Raw genomic sequence first — 25,239 nt, 5'->3', positions numbered from 1 at the left:
CTATGTAAAAATAGGAAAGAGGTAGAAAGTGGCTAAAGCAAGAAAAGATAACAAAGGCAGAGCGTTGCGAAAAGGCGAAAGTCAGCGGAAATCCGATAATATGTATATATATGTGTATGTTGATCCTTTTGGAAAACGAAGATATAAGTATTCAATGGATTTGATAAAGCTGAGAGAAATAGAAAAGAGCCTGATTAAAGATCAACTGGATGGACTGGATGTATATGCAGCAGGAAAAGCGGATCTAAATTTTGTGTTTGACAGGTATATTTCAACGAAAACTGATTTAAGGCGAACTACATATACCAATTATACTTATATGTATGATCGTTTTGTCAGACCAGAATTTGGAAAGAAGAAAATAGGTACGATTAAATATTCTGATGTATTGTATTTTTATCTTCATTTGATAAATGAAAAACATTTACAGATCAATACACTGGAAATAATTCATACGGTGCTTCATCCAACGTTTCAGCTTGCTGTCCGGGATGAAATTATCCGCAATAATCCATCTGCTGGTGTAATGGCAGAAATAAAGAAGAAGCCAGGGAAAAATCACGGCGTTCGGCATGCATTAACGGTAGAGCAGCAAAGGGCATTTATGAATTATATGGCAAATAATCCTGTGTTTTGCAAATGGACACCCTTATTTACAGTATTACTTGGAACTGGATGTCGGATAGGAGAAGTAATAGGTCTCCGATGGGAAGATATTGATATGGAAAAACGTCTGATTGACGTTAATCATAGCGTAACCTATTATGCCAGAAAAACAGATACAAGAAAATGTGAATTTGCTGTTTCTTTGCCAAAAACGGAGGCAGGTATTCGAGTGATTCCTATGATGGATGCTGTATATGAAGCTTTTCGAGAGGAATATGAATACCAGCAGGAGAATGGTTTTAACGTGATAGAACTTGATGGTATGACCGGATTCATCTTTAGTAACCGGTTTGGAAATCTTCATAATCCACAGTCAATCAATAGAACTATTCGACGTATATCGGAAAGTTATAATGCAGAGGAAGTGTTAAAGGCTAAAAAGGAAAGGCGCCAGCCAGTTATAATTCCACACTTTTCGTGTCATCATCTTAGACATACTTTTTGTACAAGATTCTGCGAAAATGAAACGAACATTAAAGTGATTCAGGCAGTTATGGGCCATGCAAACATTGAAACAACTATGGACATATATGCTGAAGTCACAGATATGAAAAAAACAGAGGCAATAGAAAAACTATCACACAAGCTTGATGTATTTTAGGAAAAGTTCTTTAGGAACTTTTCATGTACAACAAAGAAGTGTGGTATACAACAAAACTACAATAAATCCTGATTTTTAGATACTGAATAATACAGCATAATAAGGTATCATATTAGAGGGAAAAACCTTGAATACAGGATAATACGGAATAGCACGTTATCTCGTGCAACTTTCCCGACAATGAAGTCCTTAGATGGTGTAAATAAGAAAAATGATGTAAATAATACAGCTTCTGAAGCACCTGAAAAAAATGTAAAAACTGAGTCTGAAAAGATTGATTTTTCTAAGGTAAAGGTAGAGCCTTTATTTGAGGAATTTGTTGATTTTGATACATTCAGTAAGTCAGATTTCCGTGCAGTAAAGGTTAAAGAGTGTGTTGCAGTACCGAAGTCAAAGAAACTGTTACAGTTTACGCTTGATGACGGAACAGGCACAGACAGAACCATTTTAAGCGGTATTCATAGCTTTTATGAGCCGGAAGAACTGGTTGGAAAGACGCTTATCGCTATCACAAATCTTCCACCGAGAGCTATGATGGGCATTGACTCTTGCGGTATGCTCCTCAGTGCTATCCACGAAGAAGAAGGCGAAGAAAAGCTCCATCTTCTGATGGTTGATGACCATATTCCAGCAGGTGCAAAGCTCTATTAAGATGATGTAAAGATGTACCGTTTTACCGAATAGACGGGACGTACTTCATTTGATAAAAAACTAAAAAAACAGCGATTTACATCAAACTTACATCAATTGATGCAGAAATCGGTGCAAGCAAGAAAAAATCGCATAATTGGCAGAATGAATGGGCAGTCCTGAAATCGGGATTGCCCATTTTTAGAAGAAAGACGAAAAACTCTTGACCTGCACGCAGCGTATACGCTTATACTATCAACATAAATCATAAGGAGGTGCATCTGATGTTATTAAATGAAATTATAAATGAGGTTGGAATGACAAAGCGTGCAGTTAAGTATTATGAAGAAAAAGGATTGCTGTCAGTGGATAAAGATAACAATGGTTATCGTAACTATACTGCACAAGATGTTGAAACTTTAAAAAAGATTTCAGTATATAGAAAACTCGGTATTAGTATTAAAGACATACAGAGTCTTTTGGAAACTGGCGACAAAAGTATTCTTCTTCGTATTTATCAAGAAAAAGTGCAGGAAAAAGTTTTAAAAGACTCAGAACTTGAAGCTTTGAAGCAATTTATAGATGATGGTGACGCAGACAAAGCAAATGAGGCACTTGATTATCAAACCGTTGAAAATGCAATTGAGTCTTTGCTACCGGGAAAAGAATGGGGAGATTATTTTAAAAGTCATTTCAAACCATTTCTTAATGTAAGGTTGAAGACTCTGGAACAGAAGCGAGCACTACAAAACATATTAGAATATTGCGATGAAACGATATTGAAAGTTCCTTTCATTATGGGAATAGGTGCGAAGATGATAGGTGGAATTGCACAAGAAACCAGAACCGCAGATGAGATGATAGCCTATTATCGTGATATGAGTGAAAGTGAATATGAAAGACTAAAAGAAAAAGTATGGAAAGGTGCTAAAATGAAAAACGGTATAATGAAATACCATCCAGCATTTATTGCACAGAGAAAATGCAGAAAGAGTTACAAAATAAAGGATATAACGATATATTCATTCCTAATTTAATGGTTCTGTCTCCAACGTATGCAGAATATAAGAAAGCGTTAGATAATGTGAACGATAGAATGTGTAGAGAACTTGGACTGTATTATGATAGCAATTATAACTTAGTTATTAAAAAAGATAATTCTAAGTAAAAGTTAAACTACCCTTTGGGAGAGGAAAAATCCTTTTCTCAAAGGGCTTTTTCTATTTGTACGGATATTCGCAAACTACAAGATAAAGCCAAAACTTCATATACTTGGATGAAACGGCTTGAATACAATGTTAGAGCGTTAATCAAAGTATTAAGGCGGCAGAACAGGCGAAAAAGACCGTCAAAGAGTCTACCCGTTCTGCCGGGAAAAAGATGATCAAGACCGTCGGAAAAAGCTCGGCGAAAACAACGCAGAAAACGATAAAAACCGCCGAGCGTACTGCTAAAACGAAGGTCAAGACAACGTAGCATACCGCACGGGCGGCACAGAAAACGGCACAAGCTGCGGTCAAGACTTCTCAGGGTACAGTTCAGGGGCAGCAAGGGCGGCGACTCGTGCTGCTGTTGTTACGGCGAAAGCAATGGTAAAGGCAACGGCGCTTGCGATCAAGGCAATCATAGACGGAACGAAAGCATTGATTGCCGCAATCGCCGCAGGCGGCTGGATAGCGGTTTTGATTATTGTAATCGTCGTCCTGCTTGGGTGCGCCGTATCTATCTTCGGCGGCGGAGGAAACAGCAACGCTTATACCCCCGTGAGCGCCGAGGTGGAAGCCTATGACCCCTTGATACAGCAGTATGCCCGTCAGTACGGGATTCCTGAATATGTGGAGTTTATCAAGACGGTGATGATGCAGGAATCGGGCGGACGGGGCAATGACCAAATGCAGGCTTCGGAATGTGGGTACAACACAAGGTATCCTAATTCTCCCAACGGGATAACCAACCCGGAGTATTCCATTAATGTGAGAAGCCAAAACCTTGCGGACTGCTTAAATGCGGCGGGAGCGGAAAATCCCATAGATATGGAGCATATCAAACTTTCCTTGCAAGGCTATAACTACGGAAACGGCTATATCTCTTGGGCGAAAACCAACTACGACGGTTATTCCTACGCAAACGCCGTTGAATTTTCTGCAATGCAGGCGGAACACTTGGGCTGGGACGGCTATAGCGATACCCAGTATGTCTCTCATGTGCTTCGATACTATCCCTACGGACGAGCATTTACAAGCGACGGCAATCAGGTGATTGTGGAGGTCGCTTTGACGCAGCTAGGCAATCAGGACGGCGAGCCATATTGGTCGTGGTACGGCTTCGTGTGGAGTGGTGCGCCTGCTTCGTGTCGTGGTGCGCCGATCAATGCGGTTATCTTGAGAACGGCATTATCCCGAAATTATCTTTCTGTTCGGACGGTGTGAACTGGTTTCAGGGCAACGGGCAATGGCAGGACAGGAATTATGAGCCGCAGGCAGGCGACATCATCTTTTTTGACTGGGACGGAGACGGAACAATCGACCATGTGGGCATTACAGAGAAATGCGAGAACGGTACTGTTTATACCGTAGAGGGTAACTCTGGCGATGAATGTAGATAGAGGAGCTATACTGTCGGAGACAGCGTAATCTACGGATACGGTGTACCGGCTTATTAAAATTACAAGCCGCTTGCCAAAAACAAGGCGGCTTGATTACATAATTATTTGTGAAGTACTTGTGCTTATTTAAGGACTAAAAGTCTTTATATATGGATTTTATAACTGTAAATTTGCTCAAAATGTGCTATATTATAAAATACAGGTGAATTGGAAAATTATAAAATGCAGTTTGTTTGAGGTGCAAAAATGAAGGTTAGATACAATAAACTTTGGAAACTTTTAATTGATAAGGAAATGAAAAAGAGCCAATTACGAGAAGCAATTGGTGCCAGTAAAGGTACATTCGCAAAACTTGGAAAGAACGAAAATGTTACACTTCCTGTATTGCTGAATATATGTGAATACCTAGAATGTGATTTTGGTGACATAATGGAAGCTGTACCTGAAAAGGAGGCATAATATCAATGAATAAGAAAATCTTAATTGTCGATGATGAAAAGGAAATTGTTGATCTTTTGGAAGTGTATTTGAAAAATGACGGATATGAAGTATATAAATGTTACAACGGTGCAAACGCTATGAAATGTATTGAAAATTCAGAAATTGATTTAGCGATACTTGATATTATGATGCCAGACATAGATGGCTTTCGGCTCTGCCAAAAAATCCGTGAAAAGTTCTATTTTCCAATTATTATGCTTACAGCAAAGATTGAAGATAGCGATAAGATTATGGGGCTTACCATTGGCGCAGACGATTATATAACAAAACCGTTTAATCCTTTAGAGGTTGTGGCAAGAGTGAAAACACAATTAAGGCGTTATCAGAATTATAACAATCCTAATTTGATTCAGCCCGAAGAAAAAGAAGAATATGACATCAGAGGGCTACTGATTAACAGAGTTAGCCACAAGTGTTATTTGTTTGGTAAAGAAATAGCACTGACTCCGTTAGAGTTTTCGATTTTGTGGTATCTATGCGAACATCAGGGTAAAGTTGTCGCTTCTGAGGAGTTGTTTGAATCCGTATGGAAAGAAAAATATTTTCGCAACAGCAACAATACGGTAATGTCGCATATTGGTCGGCTTCGGGAAAAATTAAATGAGCCATCAAAGAATCCAAAGTTTATTAAAACTGTTTGGGGGGTAGGTTATGAAATTGAATAAAAGAGGCAAAAATTATTTGCTCTCCGCCTTGTTCAAAAGATATATCATTCAATGTGCAGTTTGTTCTGCGATTATTTTAGCCAGTACATTTCTTTTAAAGATTATAGTACAGAAAATCCTCAGCAAGTATGTTTTAAATTACTACCTATATTACAGGGCATTGTACCTTGATATAGTGGCAGTAATCGTATGGGGGTGCTGTATTATATATTTGACCTATCGACTTCTGAAAAAAGTAGTTGACTATGTGTACGAATTACAGGCTGCAACAGGAAAAATGTTCGATCCAAATATCAGTTATATTGAGTTGTCCCCGGAGTTAAGTGAAATTGCCGCTAACATAAATCGGTTGAAACAAGAAGCCGAAAGCAATGCAAGGCTTGCCAAAGAAAATGAACAGCGGAAAAATGATTTGATAATGTATCTTGCACACGATCTGAAAACTCCGCTTTCTTCTGTGATTGGGTATTTGACTTTACTAAAAGACGAATCACAGATGTCAAAGGAACTCCGAGAAAAGTATCTTTCAATTTCTCTTGATAAAGCAGAAAGGTTAGAGGATTTGATTAACGAATTTTTTGAAATTACACGGTTTAATATGTCCAATATTACATTACAATACACGAAAATCAATTTGACTCGGATGCTTGAACAACTCATATATGAGTTTAAACCTATGCTCAAAGAAAAAAATCTGCAATGCAATCTTTGTGCTGCTGCTGATATAATGCTTCGGTGTGACGCAGATAAAATCCAGCGCGTTTTTGATAACCTTTTGAGAAATGCCGTTATTTACAGTTTTGAAAATACAGAAATCACGATTAACGCTCAGTGTCAGGATAAAACAGTCCGTATTGTTTTTCATAATTATGGCGATACTATACCGGAAGAAAAATTAAACAGGATTTTCGAGCAGTTTTACCGGCTTGATACAGCAAGGAGTACAAGCAGAGGCGGCGCAGGGTTAGGCTTAGCTATAGCAAGGCAAATTGTGGAGTTGCACAACGGTACAATCACTGCTAAAAGTCAGGAGGAACAAATCGAGTTTTCAATCACATTACCGCTGTCGTAGGAAAATTGTAGGAATTTACACAGAAAAAAAGAGGAATATCTTACGAACAATTAAAAAAATGCGAGCTTCTGTTTTGATACAATAAAGGCATCAAGATAGAGGCTCATATTTTTGTGATATGCTATAAGGAGGAACAATGAAATTGACAAGAAAACAAATACTGATATTTTTTATTTTGCTTCTTGTATTTACACTATCTGCCTGTTCGACAACTAAGCAAACAGAAGAAAATAACTTGACAGATAGCGCAGTATCAACAGACAAAACCGTGTCAGTTGTTCGAGGAACAATCACGCCAACCGTTTCAGCGCAAACAACGATTGCTCCGGCAGTACCATTTATTATTGCTTCACCCGAAAATGGAGAGTTTCATACCAAGATAGAAACAGAAGAAAAAATTACTGCTGGACAGGTCATTGGAATGGTGAATGGAAAAGAATTGAAATCCCCGGTTGATGGTACGATTACATCTATTGCGCCATCCGGTGAAAGTGTACCGGCGGATTATCCTGTAGTAACGATACAGTATACAGGATTTGCTCTCAATATAGAAGCAGAGAATTTTTTAAGTACCTTGCCGGAATATGCAGATTTGAAAGCAAAATTTCAGGTTTATGATGGTGTAGGTCCAACTGAAGTAATCGCAGTGGTATCGCCTGCCGCCGAGGGAGATGCATTTACAGGTATCGTGCAGCAGGAGGGGGTGCAATGCTTGATTGCTCAAAATGTCAATGTGAAGTCAGGGCAAAGTGCTACAGTGGTTATAACGGCTGAAACAAGAAAAGACGTTCTTATGTTGCCACTGTCAGTAATTGCAGGCAGACAAGACACCGGAACCGTCACAGTAGTAACTCCGGACGGAAAAGGCGTACAAACGAAAGTAACATTGGGGGCGACAGATGGAGCGAATATAGAGATATTATCCGGCTTAGAGGAAGGCGATATAGTATCTGCTACTCCGCCAAACCTCGATCCGAGGAGAAACTGATAAGAGGAGAAACTGATAAAATGAAAGAAATTTTTAAAAACACCTTAATTCAAATACATCACTTGAAAGCAAGTGTTAAATTAAATAATGGCGATATGCTGACAACAGTAAATGACGCCAATATGGAATTGCAGCGATGTCGTAGTTATGCCATTGTTGGAAAGTCAGGTTCGGGAAAAACCAGTCTTATTTCCATTATCGGTTTATTGAATCGAGACTATGAAGGCGATTATATTTACGACGGGATTTCCATTTCCAAATTGAAAGACCGTGAACTATCTATGCTGCGAGCCAATAATATCGGATTTGTATTCCAGAACTATTCTCTGATTAAGTATTTAAGAGTTTGGGAAAATATTGAATTACCTTTGCTTTATGCTAAAAAAGCCTTTAGTAAAAAGCAGCGACAGGAGATTATTTTAGAGTTGCTGAAAAGTGTAGGATTGGAAAGTAAAGAAAATGATTATCCGGTGAATTTGTCAGGCGGTGAACAACAAAGAGTTGCAATCGCAAGGGCACTTGCAGTATCGCCGGAAGCCATTTTATGTGACGAGCCGACGGGAGCGTTAGATACAAAAACAGGAAAGCAGATTATGGAGTTGCTGCATAATATCGTACAAGAAAAGGGCATTATGCTGCTATTGGTGACACACGATCCTGATATTGCAGAAACTTGTGACACGATTTTTGAAATGGATGGAGGGAGGATAGCTTGTGCTAAAAATGATACTTAAAGATCTTCGCCTTTCTCCGCTTAGAAGTATTCTGACAAGTATTTCAATGCTTGTAGGCATTATAGCAATGATCGCCTCAGTATTAGTCGGTACACTGGGAAAGGAGTATTTGATTTCTGTAAACGCACAGGTGTATGGGTGGACGCCTACATATGCTTTTGTCATAACAGAGTCCGATTTTCACGATAGAGATAAGATGGAACGATTTTTCCAGACTTTTGAATCCATTGATGATATAGCTGCTATTACTTTCTCTATGAAAGAAGATATTAAGTTTGCACCAATGAACACATTAACACCGACATCTTTGAACAATCTTTACCAAAACCTGATGGCTGTTGAAGTCGTATGCACAACGGAATCTTATAATCAAGTCTATAATCTTCCAATGACATCAGGCAGGTGGTTAGAATCTTCGAGCAAAAGTGGTAGTAGGCTTGAGATAGTTGTAAATAAAAAAGCGCAAAAATATTTTGCGGAGTCATCCTATGCTGCTGGAAATGTAAAAAATACACTTGCGCTTACACCTTTCAATATTGTCGGAGTCGTAAATGATGGCAGAGATTTACCTACTGTCTATGTAGATTCGATGGCAATGTTATACTTTACACCAGCAATGTGGCAAGTACAAAGCGCAAATATATACTGGCATTCTACGACAGGTCTGACAACAGAACAGATACATTCCGCCGTCAATGATATTTTAGCTGATAGTATTGGCGGTCATGTGGAAAATGCCGGACGAAGTGATGTGGGCAATACCTATGATTCGGTATTATCCATATTGCAATTAGGACTTTTAGTTACTTCGCTGCTATTACTGTTTGTTTCTGTATTAGGACAGATTAATATAGGATTATCTTCATTGGAACAGCGAACGCATGAATTGTTAATCCGCAGAGCGATAGGTGCTTCACGAACAAACATTGTGACACTTGTTTTAGGATCACAGTTAATTTTGTCAATATTTGTTTGCTTTGCGGCTATTTTGATTTCACTGATTTTGGTGCATTGCATTGGAATATTACTTCCCGTGGATTCACCAGTGGGAATACCAAGTTATCCAATCAGTGTTGCTATTATTGCTGTAACTGTGTCTATGCTTACAGCGTTGTGCGGCGGCTTATTGCCAGCGCTGAAAGCAGCAAAATTAGAACCAGCATTGGCTCTTAGATGAAAGAAATGAATAAAAGGAGCTTCTTGTATAATTCAAATATAGGGAATTCCGAGAAAGAAGGTTGAGAAAAAAATACCTCAGAGTAAAATAAGATTACTGACTTTGCACGGTTAGTAAAAATCTTATTAAACAGTGAGGTACTTGAAATGAATTATAACACACAGAATGCAAAAATTGCATCTATTACGGAAAAAACTTTAATCATTGGTATTGATGTGGGAAGTGAAACCCATTATGCAAGGGCTTTTAACTGGCGCAATTATGAGTACTCAAAGAAACCGTTTGCTTTCAGTAACGATGAAACTGGATTTGCAGCATTCAAAAAATGGATGAACGATATAGCAGAGAAACATGGAATGGAAGTTATTATTCCAGGAATGGAGCCAACAGGTCACTACTGGCTGAACCTTGGAGCGTACCTGCAGGAACAGGGAATGAAGCCGGTACATGTGAATCCGCATCATGTCAAGAAATCCAAAGAGCTGGATGACAATAATCCAAGTAAAAATGACCGTAAAGATCCAAAAACAATTGCAAGTCTGGTAAATGAAGGAAGATTCTCATATCCATATATTCCAACCGGGATCTATGCAGAGATCAGAAATCTGTCTAACCTTCGAATTCAGACACAGGAAGAAATCACAAGGATCAAAAACAGGATGGCCCGCTGGTTCAGCATTTATTTTCCGGAGATCAAAAACGTTTACAGGAATCCGGATGCAGTAAGCGGACTGATGGTAATCAAACAGGCACCGCTGCCCTGTGATATCAGGGAACTTGGAGTGGAAGGTGTAAACAAAATATGGAGAGATGCAAGGCTGAAAGGCGCTGGGATTAAGAGGGCAACGACCCTGGTAACAGCAGCGGAGCACAGCATTGGAAATACGGAAGCACCAAGAAGTGCCAGAAAAGAGATCCGAAACCTGCTGGAAGATTACGAAGGATATAAGAAACGGATGGATGAACTTATGGAAGAGATAGAGAAAACGCTTTCTGAAATTCCCTATATAGATAAGCTGATGGAGATCAATGGGATAGGGATAAAGACGGTGAGCTGCTTTATTGCAGAAGTAGGAGACATTGGACGTTTTGATAATCCGAAACAGGTGCAGAAGCTTGCCGGTTATGCGATTGTTGCGGACAGCTCTGGGAAACACAACGGAGAAAGCCGGATCAGTCACAGAGGAAGAAAGCGTTTGAGATATGCATTATATGAAGCTGCGATATCCGTGATCGGAAAAAACAAGGAGTTTAAAGAGATCCATAGTTATTACCGGACAAGGGAGAAAAATCCACTGAAAAAGATGCAGTCAGTGATAACGGTGGCATGTAAGCTGATCCGGATATTTTATACGATACTAACCAAAGGTGTGGATTATGATGGTCAGAAGATGCTGAATGACATCGTAAGACCAGAAATACAGCCAGCGGCATAAAGAGAAAGAAACAGTGTATCATGGCCGGTCTGAGCCCTTCAGAGAGGGAAGTGGAAGGCTGAGACCAGCCATGATAGCTGTAATTAAGAAGTAAATGGAATGTAACAGGAAAACGTCCACCGGAAGGTGCTGTTACAGGAAAGAAGTCAGTAATACAACAAACAAAGAATGAGCCAGTAGTCGGCAGGAATATATTCCAGAGGGCATGACCCTGTAAAGGAGCTGAGCTGACACCCTGGTTATGGACAGGCGGGACGAGAGAAGTTAGGACTCGGCATAGACTGATGATCCTGGTAGACATGGGAGGTTCGCTGCCGTAGATGGATGGGTACACACAAGGCCATGTAAAACGAAATAAGAAGACGTTTTACTTCGTGCACCCAAAATCCACTATTTTCGTACCAGATACAGAGAAATGTCCATTCCTATGGCTCCTTCTTCTGAGATATTTATTGATGAAACACTAAAAAATCCTTGATTTTCAAGGAAAAAAGACTTGACTATATAGGGAGGAAATAAAAGTGAAACAAACAATCTCTAAATTTGAAAAGTTTTCTAAACTTCTGCTTTGCATTATGATTTCTTCGTTGGTGGTTATATTGGCAGGGTGTTCTGCTTCTCCGAACTCTGATACGGGTACAAGAGGTTTCACAGACTTTGAAACGATTGAGAAAGAATATCTGACGACGATTGAGAATTTGGATTGGCCGGAGGGCTTTACGCCGCCGGACACTTTAGAGGGAGAAGATACGGGAGCGTCTTTTCAGGTAGGATATGGTGATACAAGAGCATCTAATCTTTGGGAATATACTTGGATGAAAGAATGGCTTGACACCTACAATACGGATTCACAGAGGGCGGCAAAAGCTTTGGAAGAACTGGAAAAAGCGTTTGATATGCCTTATATGGGAGAAGATCGGTGTGATGACGCCACTCGCAATTATCTTCGCCAGAATATTGATAAAGCCAAATTGGGCGATCCGTCAGGATTTACAGAGTGTATTCGGGCAAACTATGCCGATTAAACTATCGTATAATTTTGCTTAAGGAGGTGGACTTGATATGCAAAGAAAACGCCGTAAAAAGAAACGGGTGGGAATACTTTTAATTTTTTGTATACTTTGTATAGGAGGCGGTATGCTGTTTGTACCGTGGGTAATGCAGCCGGAAAATTTTAGGGATGTCAAGAATAAAATCAATAGCTTTTTATACAAAGAAAATTTTCCGGACTCCTATAATGCGAAATCACTGATTGCAGTGGACTGTTCTGATGATGAGATATTTATTTCAAAGGATGAAAAAGCACCACAAGTGCCTGCAAGTTTGGCAAAACTATTTGTTGTAGAATATGCAGCAACGCTGGCAGAACTTGACAGCATTGTTGATGTGAGCTATGAGGCTATTTCACTCACTAAACCCGGCTCGTCTGTTGCCCATATTGAGGAAAAAGAATATTTTTTACACAATCTATTTGCAGCAATGTTAGTACCGTCAGGAAATGACGCTGCGTATGTTGTGGCAGACTATTGCGGTGGTATTCTTTCTCCACAGGCAGGAAGCAGTCGAGAGCGTGTCCAAATTTTTATGGAAAATTTAAATCGGTATTTACAGCAAGAAGGGTGTTCGGACACAGTTCTATATGATCCCAGTGGTTTTGATACAGAAGCACTTACAACTACTTTAGATTTGAAAACCGTGGTATATCGGTTATTGGAATATTCGTGGTTTAGGGAAATTGTATCTCAAAACACTTATACGGCAACCTTGCCTGATGGCAGTACGCAAACTTGGCAGAATACAAACACTTTCCTTGATCCTGCGTCAGAATATTATAATGAAAATGTATGTGGTATCAAGACTGGCTCTTTATCAGATGATTACAATCTAATTGTACTTTACCGGCAACACAACAAAGAATTTTTGATATGCAGTTTAGGTTCTCAGTCTGATACTTCCCGATATGACGATGTGGATTTCATTTTGAAAACGATTGATGAATCATATTATCTTACACAATAAGTTTCATATTACTCTATTTAAAAAAGAGTAAAGGCAAAATTGTCGGCGGAATTTATGATGACAGATTACTTGTAAAACCGATAAAATCAGCAATTTCATATATGCCGACAGCTACTTATGAATTGCCGTATGATGGGGCAAAGGAAATGCTGCTTGTAGAAGATGTGGATAATAAGAAATTTTTAACAGGACTATTTAATGCAATGTACGATGAATTACCAGCACCTAAGCCTAAAAAGAAAAAGTAGACAGATACTATTGATGGAGCGATAGGTATATAAAAATTATGGAAACAAAGCCAAGGATTTTATATTTACAAAAGATTTTACTGGAAAGAACCGATGAAGAAAATCCTCTTTCCACAACACAGTTAATCAATATGTTGAATGATGAATACGGAATATCTGCACACAGAACGACGGTCACGAAAGATATTGCTGCACTTCAGGAGTTTGGAATGGACATTGTTACTATCCATTCTACTCAGAGCAAATACTTTGTAGCCAGTCGAAAGTTTGAATTGCCGGAACTGAAACTGCTGATAGACGCAGTGGAGTCATCGAAGTTCATTACCAAGAAGAAAAGCGAAACTTTGATTGAGAAGATACATACGATGACCAGCCCGGGGCAGGTGGCAAAGCTGAAGCGTAATAACTATGTGGTCAATCGCATTAAGCCGGATAATGAGCAGATATATTACATTATTGACGCTATAAACGATGCCATCAACGCAGGTAAACAGATTTCTTTCCAGTATTACGATTATACCGGATTAAAGAAAAAGGTTATGAAGAATAAGGGCGAAGTGTATAAGCTCAGTCCGTATAAACTTCTCTGGTGTGGGGACTATTATTATGTTCTCGGATATTCAGAGAAGAAAAGCAAGGTTATCAATTTCAGGGTAGACCGTATTGCTTCCAAGCCGGAGATATTGGATAAAGATATTGTTCCTATGCCCGATGATTTTGATATTGAGAATTACACAAAGGAAGTATTCTTTATGTTCTCAGGCGAAAAAGTCCTTGTGGATTTACGGTGTGATAACAGCCTGATGAAAACAATGGTAGACCGTTTCGGAGAAGATGTGACAACCCTTGCGTATGATATGACGTCTTTCAGGGTACAGACCGAAGTATCAGCCAGTCCTACCTTTTTCGGTTGGGTATTTGGCTTCAATGGCAAGGTACAGATACTTGCACCGGAAAGTGTGAAAGAACAGTACAGACAGATGATTTCAAAAGCTGATGAGAATATGCAGGAAAGCGAATAGTGCAGATTTGAACTTGTCCGTGCAAACTATACGAACCTGCAAAAAGGCTTTCACGAAACAACAGAGTATTTGGAAGTGTTTCTCAGAAATCTGCTTTTGAACGAGAAAAATGAGCTTCATAATCGAAATCTTCATATAAGTGGACTTTTGGACGAAGAGAAAGTGGACATTGGGGATACAAAAGTGGATATTGAGAATGAAAAAGTGGACATTCAAGACAAAAAAGTGGATATTGAAAGTGTACTTTCCGAAAAAGGTAGTGATTTCTCGGTAAAAATGAGGATTCATATCCATAGACTTTTTGAGAAGTTTGGCTTTGATGAGGTGTTTGGAAGAAGTGCGGTTATGGAACTTTTTGAGCTGAAAGGTTCAGGTGCTTCAAAACTTCTTTCCAACTTGGTTCAGGCAGATATTATTGAACCAGTATCCGGTCACGGAAAAGGGAAATATAAATTCAAGAAGTAATGTATATCTTGTTTGAAGTTTTATAAGTTTTTTCTTGAAATTATCGACACAGCGTGTAGACTATTCCATATTTAATCTTCAGTAGCAGGATAGCGAAGATAAGGAAGCAGAATAGAAATTGTGTAGACGGTCTGCACAAATTACAAGATTAAAGTTCATTGAACAAAAAAGCCTTTATGGGCGGGAATTTTCAATGGATATATCGTATGACTAAAGAGGTGTTAGCAAGTGTGCAGCACCTTTTTGATTTATAGGGAGAAAGAAAAAAAATTCGTTGAATATTTTAGCCTTTTTGGGCTATAATTTTCAATGATAACTTGAAATTCTGATAGAAAACATATATAATATTGATTGAAAAAGCCTAAATAGGCAGAAATTTTCAATGAAATGGAGTGGGCTTTATGGAAGTTAAGCGTGATAGTTACCTTGAACAGTTGCTTTCATATCGTTTTGACGGCTTAGTGAAAGTAATTACCGGTATCAGGAGATGTGGCAAGTCCTATCTTCTTAAAAATATATATCGAAATTATCTGATTGATAACGGTGTAAAAGAGGAGCAGATTATTACGATTGAGCTTGACCTTGCGAAAGATATTAAATATCGTAATCCGCTTATTCTTTCATCGTATGTAAGAGAGAAAGTGGAAAAAAGCAAAGACGAGTATTATCTTTTCGTTGATGAAATTCAAATGTCTGATGAAGTGGCTAATCCATATAATCCGGACGGTAAGAAAATTACTTTTTACGACGCTCTTAATGATTTGAGAGGTTTATCGAATTTAGATGTTTATGTAACCGGAAGTAATTCAAAAATGCTTTCCAGTGACATTCTTACTGAATTTAGAGGACGAAGCGATGAAATAAGAATACACCCACTTAGTTTTGCAGAATATTACTCTGCTGTTGGTGGAGATAAAAACGAAGCATTTGATGAATATGCGTTCTATGGAGGTATGCCGCTTATCTTGTCGAGACCTAATGATACAGCTAAGATGAATTATCTGAAATCGCTTTTCTCAGAAGTGTATATTAAGGACATTGTTGAACGTAAGAGAATTGAAAGACAAGATGTTCTGGAGCAGATATTAGATTTGCTCTGTTCATCGGTTGGCTCATTAACAAATCCGACTAAAATTGCGAACACTCTGAAATCTAAACAAGGGGGCGGTGTGTCTGCCAACACGATTCGGGCATATATCGGACATTTGGAAGATGCGTTCCTTTTTTCAGAAAGTAAGCGATATGATGTAAAAGGCAAATCTTATTTTGATTCGCCAAATAAATATTACTGCGAGGACATTGGACTCAGAAATGCAAGAATAGGCTTCCGTCAACAGGAAATGACACATATAATGGAGAACATCATATATAATGAGTTGAATATCAGGCAGTTTTCCGTTGATGTTGGTGTTGTTTATGCAAGGACACTCAGTGAAAAAGGCAATTCAATTCGTACTCCAAGGGAAATAGATTTTGTTGTAAATTCAGGAGGAAAACGTACCTATATCCAGTCAGCGTATGCGATGCCGACTGATGAAAAAGCTGAAGTAGAACTCAGACCATTTACACTTACAGGAGATTCTTTTCCTAAAATTGTGGTAAGGAAAGATATTGGAAAGCGTTGGTATGATGATAACGGTATTTTGAATATCAATGTGATTGATTTCCTTTTGGATAAGGAGCTTATATAAAAAAGAGCATATAGCGATTGTTGGAGGAAGATAAGTGAGTACAAGATATACGAAAGAAGAATTGGAAGAGTACTTCTTTGAAGCCTTAGCTATGTTTAACGATGTTCTGGAGTCAGATATTATATCTGAAAATGTTGTATTGGACTTTTTTACACCTGCCAACGGACTTGCTGTATATAAGCGGTTTTGCGAGAAATATTTTTCTGACAAATATGAAAAGCAGCACGAAACTGAGAATTACTTTGAGTTTATTGCAGCGGAAGCATTTGTTGGGAAAAAACTTTATGGTGTACTTATTAGATCAGATATAGAGTTTTCTCTTAGCGAAGTATTGATGACATTTTTACACGAAATATCCCATCTGTTTTGTACAAGAAATGAAATTGAAAGCGGAGATTTTTTCGACAGATATTGTATGGGAAGTGGCGAAGAAGATGGATATTATAATGCCGGATATGCTGTATGGAGAGAAGCGATTGCAGATATAATGGCAGATTCCATTATGTCTGAATATGCTACTCTTAAACTCGAAATGGCTGCTGATGAAATTCTAAATTGCTACAATCATATAAGTCGTCAGGATTCAGAAGCGAAAAAATATATCTCGCTTATCATCGTATATGTGATGACTTCAGAAGAAGTGGCAGGTACAGAAGATTGGAATGTCGCTGAAAAAGCAATAGAGAGTAAAATCAATATCAGCAATAGTATTTTGCGGGAGATATTGAAGCTTGTTTTTGAAAAGCTGCATCAATCTCCGTTTTGGGAAATTACACCAGAGTTTATCAGAGAACTTGGCATATTGTGTATCAAACTCATCGTGTATAGAACATTTGAAAACAATCGTAGTGAATAAAAAAGCCTTTATGGGCTACAATTTTCAATGAAATAAATATGACAGATATGTTGTATCAGTGTTATGGAGTGAAGGATAATATATAGTAAAAGAGTTCTTAAAGATTTTGGACTCAGTGAATCCACAATCAATGCGGCTATTATCGGAGATTTATATATTGCTTAGATTGTTGCCACACTGAGAAAACAATCTAATTGTGCAGACGGTCTGCACAAATTAAAGAATAAAGGTTCATTGAACAAAAAAGCCTATATAGGCAGAAATTTTTAATAAAAGCCAAAACAACTCAAAAACTTTGCTTTTAACATTGTTGAGTTAAAAAGAAATAAAATGAGTTAAAAGGTACGGAGGTGTTAGCAAATTGCGACACCTCTTTTCTTTTGCGAAAAACCTACTTGAAAAATTTTTCGCATCAGGTATAATGAAACTATCGAAAGCAAACTGCTTCCAATAGAAAAGAAAGCGAGGTGCAGGTATGAGAAGCAAGAGTCCTGAACTTATGAGTGAGATAAAAAAGTATATCGAGGATTATTACCTGCAAAACAGACAATCCCCATCGACTACAAAGATTGCTGAAGCAGTTGGAATTGCCAGAGGTACAGCATATAAATACTTGGTAGAGATGGCTGAGAAGAATATGATTGAGTACGACGGGCAGGAGATTCGCACCAATGTGACCCGTAAGTACAGTGGCGAACAGACACAGACACCGATTGTATGTTCTATTCCTTGTGGCAGTCCTCAGTATGAGGAAGAAAATATTGAAGAATATGTATCACTTCCTACTGCTATTTTCGGCAAAGGAGATTTCTTTATATTAAGAGCAAGCGGCCAGTCTATGATTGAAGCAGGGATTGATGACGGCGACCTTGTGGTTGTCAAAAAGCAGGTAGAAGCCAATGAGGGCGATATAGTAGTTGCCCTTGTGGATAATCAGAATACATTGAAACGCTACTTCCGTGATGATGAGAATAAGAAAATCATTCTCCATCCGGAAAATAAGAAGATGAAAGACATTATTGTAGATGAGTGCTGCATTCAGGGTGTGGCTTGTCACATCATCAAAGAACTATAACAGAGGACAGACGAATGAGAACACTTGAAGGAATTCGCTATCTAATCAATTTGGATAGTGCGGAAATACAACAGAACTTTGCCGGAGGAGTTGCACCGCCGGACAAGGTGGAGTCGGAGGTGGACACAACTTGAGTATTTATATGTCAAGAGCCGAGTTGGAAGAAATCAGCGAAGGCTTGATAACAGCTTATGCTAATAAGTTTAGCAATCGAGTGATTCAATCCATCGACATAGAACATTTCATTACAGAATTTCTTATGTTACGAATTGAATACGCTTCTTTCGCAGAAGATGATGCAGGCAGGATTGGTTTTCTGGCAGATGGAGCAACACCACTGCTGGTACATCAGGACGGAAAAATTATTCCCTTTGTTTTCCCGAAAGATACCATCGTACTTGATAAATTTCTTCTTGCCGAAAAGGAGCAGGGACGTCGCAGATTTACAATGGCACACGAAGCGTCACATCATATCTTGAGTAAGATGTATGCAATGCCGAGTGAAGGACGCTTTCATGCAGAGTATGACAGTGAGCGTAGTTATTCCAAAGAGGAACTGGCTCAGATGTTTGCGTCTGTCGAGTGGCAGGCAGATACAATGGGAGCTTCGCTTCTTATGCCGAGAAGAATTATTGAAAATGCCTTGGCGAAATATAATCAGTCAAATCCGATAAGAGTTTATGGCGATAATACCATTACTTCAAAGGATAAAGCAGTTATCCGCAGAATGGCAGCTTATATCGGAGTATCTTATACAGCCTTGGTTATCAGATTGAGAGATATGGGGCTATTTGAGTATCACAATATCCTTGAGTACATTTCCAATGAGTTAAATCTGGGAGGTGTTTCTCAATGAGGTTACAGACTCAGGTAGCACCTGAAATACAAAAGAGATTGCTTCTATCAAGAGTAGAAGCAGAAAGTCTGAAAGAGCGTGATATTCTCTGCCCGACTTGAGGGTTCAGGATACAGAGAGTTTTTTCAGACGCAACCGGACATTTGAGTGTGAAATGTCAGAAATGCAAGAATGTTCACATATTAAATCTCGCTTACTTCCGCAGAATCCGCAGGAACGGATATGGCAGGAATTGCAGGCGATGAAGATTACAAGTAAATATCGAAACGATTTCTAATCGAGTAAGCGGAGATAAGCAATTTATTTGCTAAACTACCAAGCACCGTACGAAGCCGGATAAGTGAAGAATAGAAGTATTCTTTGCTGTCCAGATTCGACGGTGCTTTTTTTGTTGCTGTTTTATTCGATTATGCTTCGTGCAGTATTAGGTCTTTTCCCTTACTTGGGAAAGGACTTTTATGTTTTATACCGTTTGGCAGTGCCAGATAGCTAAATACCCGTAATCTCCGAATTTTTGATTTCAAACCAATTCAAAAATTCAAGTTCAAGGAGATTACGGAAATGACAAAGAATAACAAATTAAATAATCAGGAAGAACTTTTTGCAAGAGATTGTAAACTTATGAACCTCAAATATGAGTATGACGGATATACTGGCAGAGAGAAATGGGCAGTTATTACCGAACTTACCGAAGAAGAACTGTGGGATAAATACCCGGATATTATCAGCAGATACACTCCATTTGTCCTGCTGTCTATGGCACAGGGAAAAGTGATTATTGACGATAACAGAGAAACTCATAGATGTGAAATGCGAGATGCAAGACATTTAGATGCTTTTTGTTATGAGGATGATTTATTTGAGCAATTCCATAATGAAGCATTCTTAGATTTTGTTGACCCGTTTGAACTCAGAGAAGCAGAAGAAATTGCAGAGAGAAAAGAATTACAGCGTCTGCGTGAAATTGAGAAAGTTAGAATAGTGCTTTCAATGATGAAACCAGCTCAGGAACGAAGATTGTATAAGTTTGTCATTGAGGGAAAGAGCTGCCGTGAAATAGCAGCAGAAGAAGGAACTTATCACAGTTCTGTCAGCAAGTCTATTGAAGCGGCAAAGAAAAGTTTTAAGAAAATTTATAAGAACCTCTGATTTTGGGTGTCCAAAATGAACCCTTTTGTGCAATGAGTGAAGGGGGTATTTCATTCCAGATACGAATGACACTTCAAAATATTTAGAAATGTGAGGTTTTACATATGAAAGAAAAAACAATTTGCCGTGGGGATTTATTCTACTACGACTTCGGAACACGAACAGGTTCGGTACAAAGCGGAACACGACCGGTACTTGTAATTCAGGCAGATGATTATAACAGAAACGCACCAACAATTATTGTGGCTGCGGTAACAGGCGTTATCAAGAAAAGATACCTGCCGTCACATATCCTGCTCGGTCAGGAGTTTGGACTCAAGAAGCCGTCAATGGTTCTACTGGAGCAACTTCAGACAGTAAACAAAGATGAACTCAGAGATTACATCGGAACGATTGAAGATGAGCAGCTTTTAAGGCGAATAAATATAACGCTTAAAAAGACTTTCGGACTTTGGATTTATAAGGAAGAAAAGAAAGAAAATATCCGTTGCCTTTGCTCAAAGTGCCTGAAAGATTATATTCACAATCCCGATTATATCGTGCGTCGGCTTGACCCGTTTGCTAAGGTCAAAGACCATTGTGATAAATGCAATCAATCCGGTTGGGATTATGTGATTGCTGAAAGACAGCACAACGCAAGAGGAAAGGGGTGTCAGAATGTCTAAGAAAAGATATGAAAGTGTAAGTTATGACATTCCGCTTTGGTTAAAACCTGTTTTATCGGTAACGGAGACTTCAATTTACACAGGGATAAGTGCCAATAAGATATATGAGATGTCAGAATCGGAGGACTGCCCTTTTGTGATATGGATAGGAAGTCGCAGGGTAATCAAGAGAAAATCCTTTGAGGAATATCTCGAAAGGCAGTATTCAATATAGTAAAAAGTCAAATCTGCGATGAGTCCGATTGCATAATGGGCTTATCGCAGAAAAATGAATATACTGATGCCATCAATACAAGGAGGACGAAATGAAAAGCAAAAAAGAAATGCCATTAGAGCATAAGCCTATATTAACCATAAGAGAAGCGTCTTTTTATACAGGAATCAGTGAGAAAAAACTGATTGAAATAACAAATCTATATGCCTGCCCATTTGTATTATGGATGGGTAATCGCAGATTTATCAAGAGAAAAGCATTCGAGAAATTTATTCAGACATCGGAATTTAAGGGAGGTGCAGATGATGAACAGATTGAATGATGAGTGGTTTTTCAGTAAAAGCGAGAGCGTTCCGTTGTGGCATAAGATAGCACTTTCTATTGATGAAATGTATGTATATACGGGCATTGGTAGAGAAACAATACGAGAACTTACAAAGCAACCGGAAGCAAAACAATTTACATTGAAAATTGGGAAAAGAACTCTAATTAAACGCAAACAATTTGAAGAATATTTAGACCAGATGTGTTCTATTTGAGGGGAGGAATGTAGATGTACAAAATAGATGGTTCTGAACTTTATGAATATCAGCAACAGCTATTGCAACCACCGGAGGATATACCGATTTGGGAAAAGAAATGTCTTACGGTCGAGGAAGCGGCTGCTTATTCAGGTATTGGAGAGCGAAGATTAAAGGCACTATTGATGGATAAGGATTGCAGTTTCAGAATTGCAAGAAGCGACAGGCTTTTAATTATACGAGAGAAGTTAGAGGAGTTTATTGACTCAAGCACAGAATTGTAGGAGGTAACACAATGGCAAATACAAAAAGAAAAGATAAATCAAGAAAGGTTCTCCGCAAAGGGGAATCGCAACGTCCGGACGGTACTTATCAATTCCGATGGACAGATGAGAACCGTAAAAGACATTGTATTTATGCAAGGAACTTGGATGATTTAAGATATAAGGAAGATGAAATCGACAAGGACAAGAAAGACGGTATCAAGGCAGAAGCACGCTATACATCACTTAACGATATGTATGAACTTTGGAGAGATTTGAAACGTGGAATAAAGAATAATACTTTTGAGAATTACAAATATATGTACGAGACATTCGTGCGTAATCAGATTGGTTCTCAATTCATAATGTCTATAAAAAAGACTGATATAAAAAGATATTACAACAGTCTTGTTGATGATAGACATCTGAAACCCGCAACGATTGACAGCATACATACCGTTTTACATCAGGTCTTTGAAATGGCAGTAGATGATGATTATATCAGAAGCAATCCAACGGACAATGTTTTGCGTGAATTGAAAAAATCACATTGTTTTAAGACTGAAAAACGCAGGGCATTAACCAAACCAGAGCAGGAACTTTTTCTTAACTATCTGAAGAACACACCGGAAACACAGTATTGGTATCCAATATTTGCGGTTATGGTCGGAACTGGATTGCGTGTGGGCGAATTGACCGGACTCAGGTGGTGTGACATAGATTTAGAGGAAAGCATTATAGATGTGAATCATACGCTTGTTTATTATGACCACAGAACCGAAGGAAGCAAGAAAGGTTGCTATTTCAATGTGAATACAACCAAGACACCGGCAGGTATGCGACAAGTTCCAATGTGTTATTCGGCAAATTAAACGCTGCCGTTTCCATCAGATTAAAACGGGTCTTTCAGAGCACCTAACGATGGGATGAAGCATATATTTTTGGACGCTTCAGGCACGTTATTTTATGAGAAAAAACCATCATGCAGATTATCTTACATGATGGTTTCTAAAGCTATCCGAGTTCACAGTCATTGATTGCCTGCATGACGGCATCGGCGGTTATGATATTTAAATTTGAGCTGTTTCCAACCAACAGACTTGCATTACACAGTTTGTTGATCATACGTGGGGTCCCATTCGCTGCATTGAGGATTGCTTCCAGTGCATTGTCTTCGAATACCGTTTGTGTGCATCCTGCGCCATTCAGCTTGGCAGTAACATAGGAATGTCCTTCTGCTTTTGTCATACCTTCCAGGTTATAATTCATGACAATCCTTTGGCGGAAAGGTTCGTGGATGCTCAGGCGCAGGGTGCTGTTGAGCTGTGGCAGACCAGAAAGAAGAACAACTGCCCGGTCTTTGGAATCCATTTCAAAGTTGAACAGCATTTTTAAGTCATTGAGCACTGCGTTTCCGATATAGTTCGCTTCATCTATGATAATGACAGGCGTCTGTCGTTTTTCAAGTACGAGACGGTTGATCTCATCCTGGATGATCTTGAAGTTATCGGTCTTGCGGAATGCAGGCTGGGCTCCGAGCTCAGTGGCAAGGTTCCGGTAAAAATCATTTACGGTCAGGGTGGAAAGACTGGAATACATCACTTTATAAAGGGAAGTGTTCAGTCCCGAAGCCCAGTTCCTGACTGCGGTGGTCTTTCCCCTTCCGGCGCTTCCGGTGAGGAGCCCGAAACCTTTTGTGGTAAGCAGGTAGTCCAGCCGGAACAGAACCTCCTTGTACTCCTGTGTTTCTACGAGGACTTCCTTTGAGTTTTTCAGGAAAGGATTGAATTCCAATCCGTATCTTGCAGTATAATCCATGCTCATTCGTCTCCTTTACATAAGTGTACTTTTTCTCTTTTTATCAATGCGTTTTCCGTTTTGTTCAGAAGTCGGATCGGGGTTAGTGTTCCATCCGATTCCACGATGAAGATCTCTTTCATATCCGGAGAATAGCGCAGACGGATGCGCTGCCGTGCAAAACGGTAATCAACTTCGTATTCAATCTGGTCGATGACGATCACACTGTCAGCAGATACCCGGCGTTCAATCTCCAGAAGGAAGTTTTGGGTGATGTCTTCCTCAGAAAGCCTGCGGATCTGTTCCGGTTCCGAAAAGAAGCGGTCCTGTGGGGACAGCCCGTGGAGGGAAGAATGGGGGGATTGGTTGTATCTCTGGACAAAAGCATGCAGGCTTCCCCTCAGTTCTTCCAGTGAATGGAAATCCCGCATATCAAGGGCTGCCATCCACTGATCCTTCATGGTCCGGAACCATCGCTCGATCTTGGCTTTTCCGGTAGGAGTGTATGGCTGGCAGTAACTGAGTGTTGTACCGATCCTTGCAGCCAGGAGTTCCATTTGTTTGTTCTTATAAGATTTCCCATTGTCAAAGTTGAAAACTTTGGGGCGCCCGTACTTTGCTATGGCTGATCTCATAACGGACATCAGATTGATAAAGTTATCATTGTAGAACACATCGATCCCGGTAATGAACCGGCTGGCATCATCGATCAGGGCAATGATATAGACCCGGTGTTTTTTTCCGTCCGAATCTGTAAGGCGGGGACCGACACTGCTGTCCCCGCACCAGACTTCGTTGATATGGGGGCGTTCATATCGGCGCATATCCTTGTTCGGTGTCTGCCGCAGTTCCGACTGAAGCCGTTTCACAAAGCGGCTGACGGTGGATTCGGATACCTGTCCGTTTATTACAGAGCCATCGGATTTCAGCTGCCTGTAAATAGCGGCCGCAGACATGCGTGGATAGTTGGTCTTGAAATACCGGATTCTCTCCTGAAGTTCTTCGTCAAGCTTGCGGCTCATGCCGGCATCTGAGCGCCCTTTCGGGACGAGACCTTCAAAACCATGGTTCTGATAGTCCAGATACCATTTTTCAATGGTGGCGGGAGCATAATGATGGAGCTTCCCGTCGGGTCCCATGAGTCCTTTTGCAGAAATTTCCGTGTAAAAAGCGGTCTTGCTTGGATAACGTTCATCAAGTCCTGCAATAATCGGTGCGATGGTGCCATAGCGCATCAGTGCGATTTCCTGTTGTTTTTCTTGTTTCATAGATTTCATCTGCCTCCTTTTTCTAAAGGATAAGGGATAAAACCAGACCTGTCGT

The 25,239-nt window shown here is 39.4% G+C and carries 26 protein-coding genes and 3 pseudogenes; 27 read left to right on the top strand and 2 right to left on the bottom strand.

Annotated elements, in window-relative coordinates:
• Window positions 1-28: 28 nt before the first annotated feature.
• The 27 genes and pseudogenes from V9W66_RS08875 (at window position 29) to V9W66_RS08745 (ending at window position 22,991) form a co-directional block, all read left to right on the top strand.
• Complete coding sequence (locus V9W66_RS08875) at window positions 29-1,267, top strand: site-specific integrase (protein ID WP_144095131.1); 1,239 nt, start codon at window positions 29-31, stop codon at window positions 1,265-1,267.
• A gap of 171 nt (window positions 1,268-1,438) precedes the next feature.
• A pseudogene (locus tag V9W66_RS08870) lies at window positions 1,439-1,918 on the top strand (lysine--tRNA ligase); the annotation flags it as partial.
• 263 nt (window positions 1,919-2,181) lie between these two features.
• Window positions 2,182-2,934 (top strand): MerR family transcriptional regulator, encoded by a 753-nt coding sequence (locus V9W66_RS08865; protein WP_243121811.1) that lies wholly within the window; start codon window positions 2,182-2,184, stop codon window positions 2,932-2,934.
• 301 nt (window positions 2,935-3,235) lie between these two features.
• Window positions 3,236-4,502, top strand: a pseudogene (locus tag V9W66_RS08860) (lysozyme family protein); the annotation flags it as partial.
• A 246-nt stretch (window positions 4,503-4,748) separates the two neighbouring features.
• Complete coding sequence (locus tag V9W66_RS08855) at window positions 4,749-4,961, top strand: helix-turn-helix domain-containing protein (protein ID WP_024853363.1); 213 nt, start codon at window positions 4,749-4,751, stop codon at window positions 4,959-4,961.
• Window positions 4,962-4,966: 5 nt separating this feature from the next.
• Window positions 4,967-5,668 (top strand): VanR-ABDEGLN family response regulator transcription factor, encoded by a 702-nt coding sequence (gene vanR, locus V9W66_RS08850; protein WP_144095129.1) that lies wholly within the window; start codon window positions 4,967-4,969, stop codon window positions 5,666-5,668.
• Window positions 5,655-6,740: a vancomycin resistance histidine kinase VanS gene (gene vanS, locus V9W66_RS08845; protein WP_144095127.1), complete on the top strand. Its 1,086-nt coding sequence runs from the start codon at window positions 5,655-5,657 to the stop codon at window positions 6,738-6,740. The genes vanR and vanS overlap by 14 nt, the downstream gene beginning before the upstream one ends.
• Before the next feature lie 136 nt (window positions 6,741-6,876).
• The gene (locus V9W66_RS08840; protein WP_144095125.1) at window positions 6,877-7,728 is read left to right on the top strand and encodes an efflux RND transporter periplasmic adaptor subunit; all 852 of its coding nucleotides are present in this window, start codon (window positions 6,877-6,879) and stop codon (window positions 7,726-7,728) included.
• 20 nt (window positions 7,729-7,748) lie between these two features.
• Window positions 7,749-8,462 carry an ABC transporter ATP-binding protein gene (locus tag V9W66_RS08835; RefSeq protein WP_144095123.1) on the top strand — a complete coding sequence of 238 codons (714 nt, stop codon included), beginning with the start codon at window positions 7,749-7,751 and terminating at the stop codon, window positions 8,460-8,462.
• Window positions 8,452-9,639, top strand: a complete 1,188-nt coding sequence (locus tag V9W66_RS08830) for an ABC transporter permease (RefSeq protein ID WP_144095174.1) — start codon at window positions 8,452-8,454, stop codon at window positions 9,637-9,639. The genes V9W66_RS08835 and V9W66_RS08830 overlap by 11 nt, the downstream gene beginning before the upstream one ends.
• 146 nt (window positions 9,640-9,785) lie before the next feature.
• The gene (locus V9W66_RS08825) at window positions 9,786-11,075 is read left to right on the top strand and encodes an IS110 family transposase (protein ID WP_144093630.1); all 1,290 of its coding nucleotides are present in this window, start codon (window positions 9,786-9,788) and stop codon (window positions 11,073-11,075) included.
• Between the two features lie 521 nt (window positions 11,076-11,596).
• On the top strand, window positions 11,597-12,100 hold the full coding sequence (locus V9W66_RS08820; RefSeq protein WP_024853357.1) for a hypothetical protein: 504 nt from the start codon (window positions 11,597-11,599) through the stop codon (window positions 12,098-12,100).
• A 37-nt stretch (window positions 12,101-12,137) separates the two neighbouring features.
• On the top strand, window positions 12,138-13,094 hold the full coding sequence (locus V9W66_RS08815) for a D-alanyl-D-alanine carboxypeptidase family protein (RefSeq protein ID WP_144093565.1): 957 nt from the start codon (window positions 12,138-12,140) through the stop codon (window positions 13,092-13,094).
• A gap of 29 nt (window positions 13,095-13,123) precedes the next feature.
• A pseudogene (locus tag V9W66_RS08810) lies at window positions 13,124-13,342 on the top strand (TfoX/Sxy family protein); the annotation flags it as partial.
• Between the two features lie 38 nt (window positions 13,343-13,380).
• A complete protein-coding gene (locus V9W66_RS08805) occupies window positions 13,381-14,364 on the top strand; it encodes a helix-turn-helix transcriptional regulator (RefSeq protein WP_144093560.1) in 984 nt (327 codons plus the stop codon).
• A gap of 147 nt (window positions 14,365-14,511) precedes the next feature.
• On the top strand, window positions 14,512-14,829 hold the full coding sequence (locus V9W66_RS08800) for a hypothetical protein (RefSeq protein ID WP_080656541.1): 318 nt from the start codon (window positions 14,512-14,514) through the stop codon (window positions 14,827-14,829).
• 401 nt (window positions 14,830-15,230) lie between these two features.
• Window positions 15,231-16,520 (top strand): ATP-binding protein, encoded by a 1,290-nt coding sequence (locus V9W66_RS08795; protein ID WP_144093558.1) that lies wholly within the window; start codon window positions 15,231-15,233, stop codon window positions 16,518-16,520.
• A gap of 34 nt (window positions 16,521-16,554) precedes the next feature.
• The gene (locus V9W66_RS08790) at window positions 16,555-17,376 is read left to right on the top strand and encodes a hypothetical protein (protein WP_024853353.1); all 822 of its coding nucleotides are present in this window, start codon (window positions 16,555-16,557) and stop codon (window positions 17,374-17,376) included.
• Window positions 17,377-17,875: 499 nt separating this feature from the next.
• Window positions 17,876-18,451 (top strand): transcriptional repressor LexA, encoded by a 576-nt coding sequence (gene lexA / locus V9W66_RS08785; RefSeq protein WP_330575277.1) that lies wholly within the window; start codon window positions 17,876-17,878, stop codon window positions 18,449-18,451.
• Between the two features lie 130 nt (window positions 18,452-18,581).
• Window positions 18,582-19,307 carry an ImmA/IrrE family metallo-endopeptidase gene (locus V9W66_RS08780; protein ID WP_002594700.1) on the top strand — a complete coding sequence of 242 codons (726 nt, stop codon included), beginning with the start codon at window positions 18,582-18,584 and terminating at the stop codon, window positions 19,305-19,307.
• A gap of 561 nt (window positions 19,308-19,868) precedes the next feature.
• Window positions 19,869-20,456, top strand: coding sequence for a sigma-70 family RNA polymerase sigma factor (locus V9W66_RS08775; RefSeq protein ID WP_144093554.1), 588 nt, complete (start codon window positions 19,869-19,871; stop codon window positions 20,454-20,456).
• Between the two features lie 104 nt (window positions 20,457-20,560).
• A complete protein-coding gene (locus tag V9W66_RS08770; RefSeq protein ID WP_144093552.1) occupies window positions 20,561-21,121 on the top strand; it encodes a type II toxin-antitoxin system PemK/MazF family toxin in 561 nt (186 codons plus the stop codon).
• Complete coding sequence (locus V9W66_RS08765) at window positions 21,114-21,335, top strand: excisionase (protein ID WP_144093550.1); 222 nt, start codon at window positions 21,114-21,116, stop codon at window positions 21,333-21,335. Before V9W66_RS08770 ends, V9W66_RS08765 begins: the two co-directional genes overlap by 8 nt.
• 91 nt (window positions 21,336-21,426) lie before the next feature.
• A complete protein-coding gene (locus V9W66_RS08760; RefSeq protein WP_144093548.1) occupies window positions 21,427-21,657 on the top strand; it encodes an excisionase in 231 nt (76 codons plus the stop codon).
• Complete coding sequence (locus tag V9W66_RS08755; RefSeq protein WP_330575276.1) at window positions 21,638-21,874, top strand: excisionase; 237 nt, start codon at window positions 21,638-21,640, stop codon at window positions 21,872-21,874. The genes V9W66_RS08760 and V9W66_RS08755 overlap by 20 nt, the downstream gene beginning before the upstream one ends.
• 14 nt (window positions 21,875-21,888) lie before the next feature.
• Window positions 21,889-22,140: an excisionase gene (locus tag V9W66_RS08750; protein ID WP_008789357.1), complete on the top strand. Its 252-nt coding sequence runs from the start codon at window positions 21,889-21,891 to the stop codon at window positions 22,138-22,140.
• Between the two features lie 11 nt (window positions 22,141-22,151).
• A complete protein-coding gene (locus V9W66_RS08745) occupies window positions 22,152-22,991 on the top strand; it encodes an integrase DNA-binding domain-containing protein (RefSeq protein WP_207705775.1) in 840 nt (279 codons plus the stop codon).
• A 142-nt stretch (window positions 22,992-23,133) separates the two neighbouring features.
• Here V9W66_RS08745 and V9W66_RS08740 read toward each other — a convergent pair whose 3' ends face one another.
• Both V9W66_RS08740 and V9W66_RS08735 read right to left on the bottom strand, forming a co-directional pair.
• Window positions 23,134-23,937 (bottom strand): ExeA family protein, encoded by an 804-nt coding sequence (locus V9W66_RS08740; protein WP_243125600.1) that lies wholly within the window; start codon window positions 23,935-23,937, stop codon window positions 23,134-23,136.
• 2 nt (window positions 23,938-23,939) lie between these two features.
• Complete coding sequence (locus V9W66_RS08735; RefSeq protein WP_243121639.1) at window positions 23,940-25,193, bottom strand: DDE-type integrase/transposase/recombinase; 1,254 nt, start codon at window positions 25,191-25,193, stop codon at window positions 23,940-23,942.
• Window positions 25,194-25,239: the final 46 nt, after the last annotated feature.

Source organism: Blautia massiliensis (ex Durand et al. 2017), assembly GCF_051861785.1.
Lineage (GTDB): Bacteria > Bacillota > Clostridia > Lachnospirales > Lachnospiraceae > Blautia_A > Blautia_A luti_A.
The sequence above is the reverse complement of the archived record's forward strand: the minus strand, read 5'-3'. Positions and strand labels throughout refer to the sequence as shown.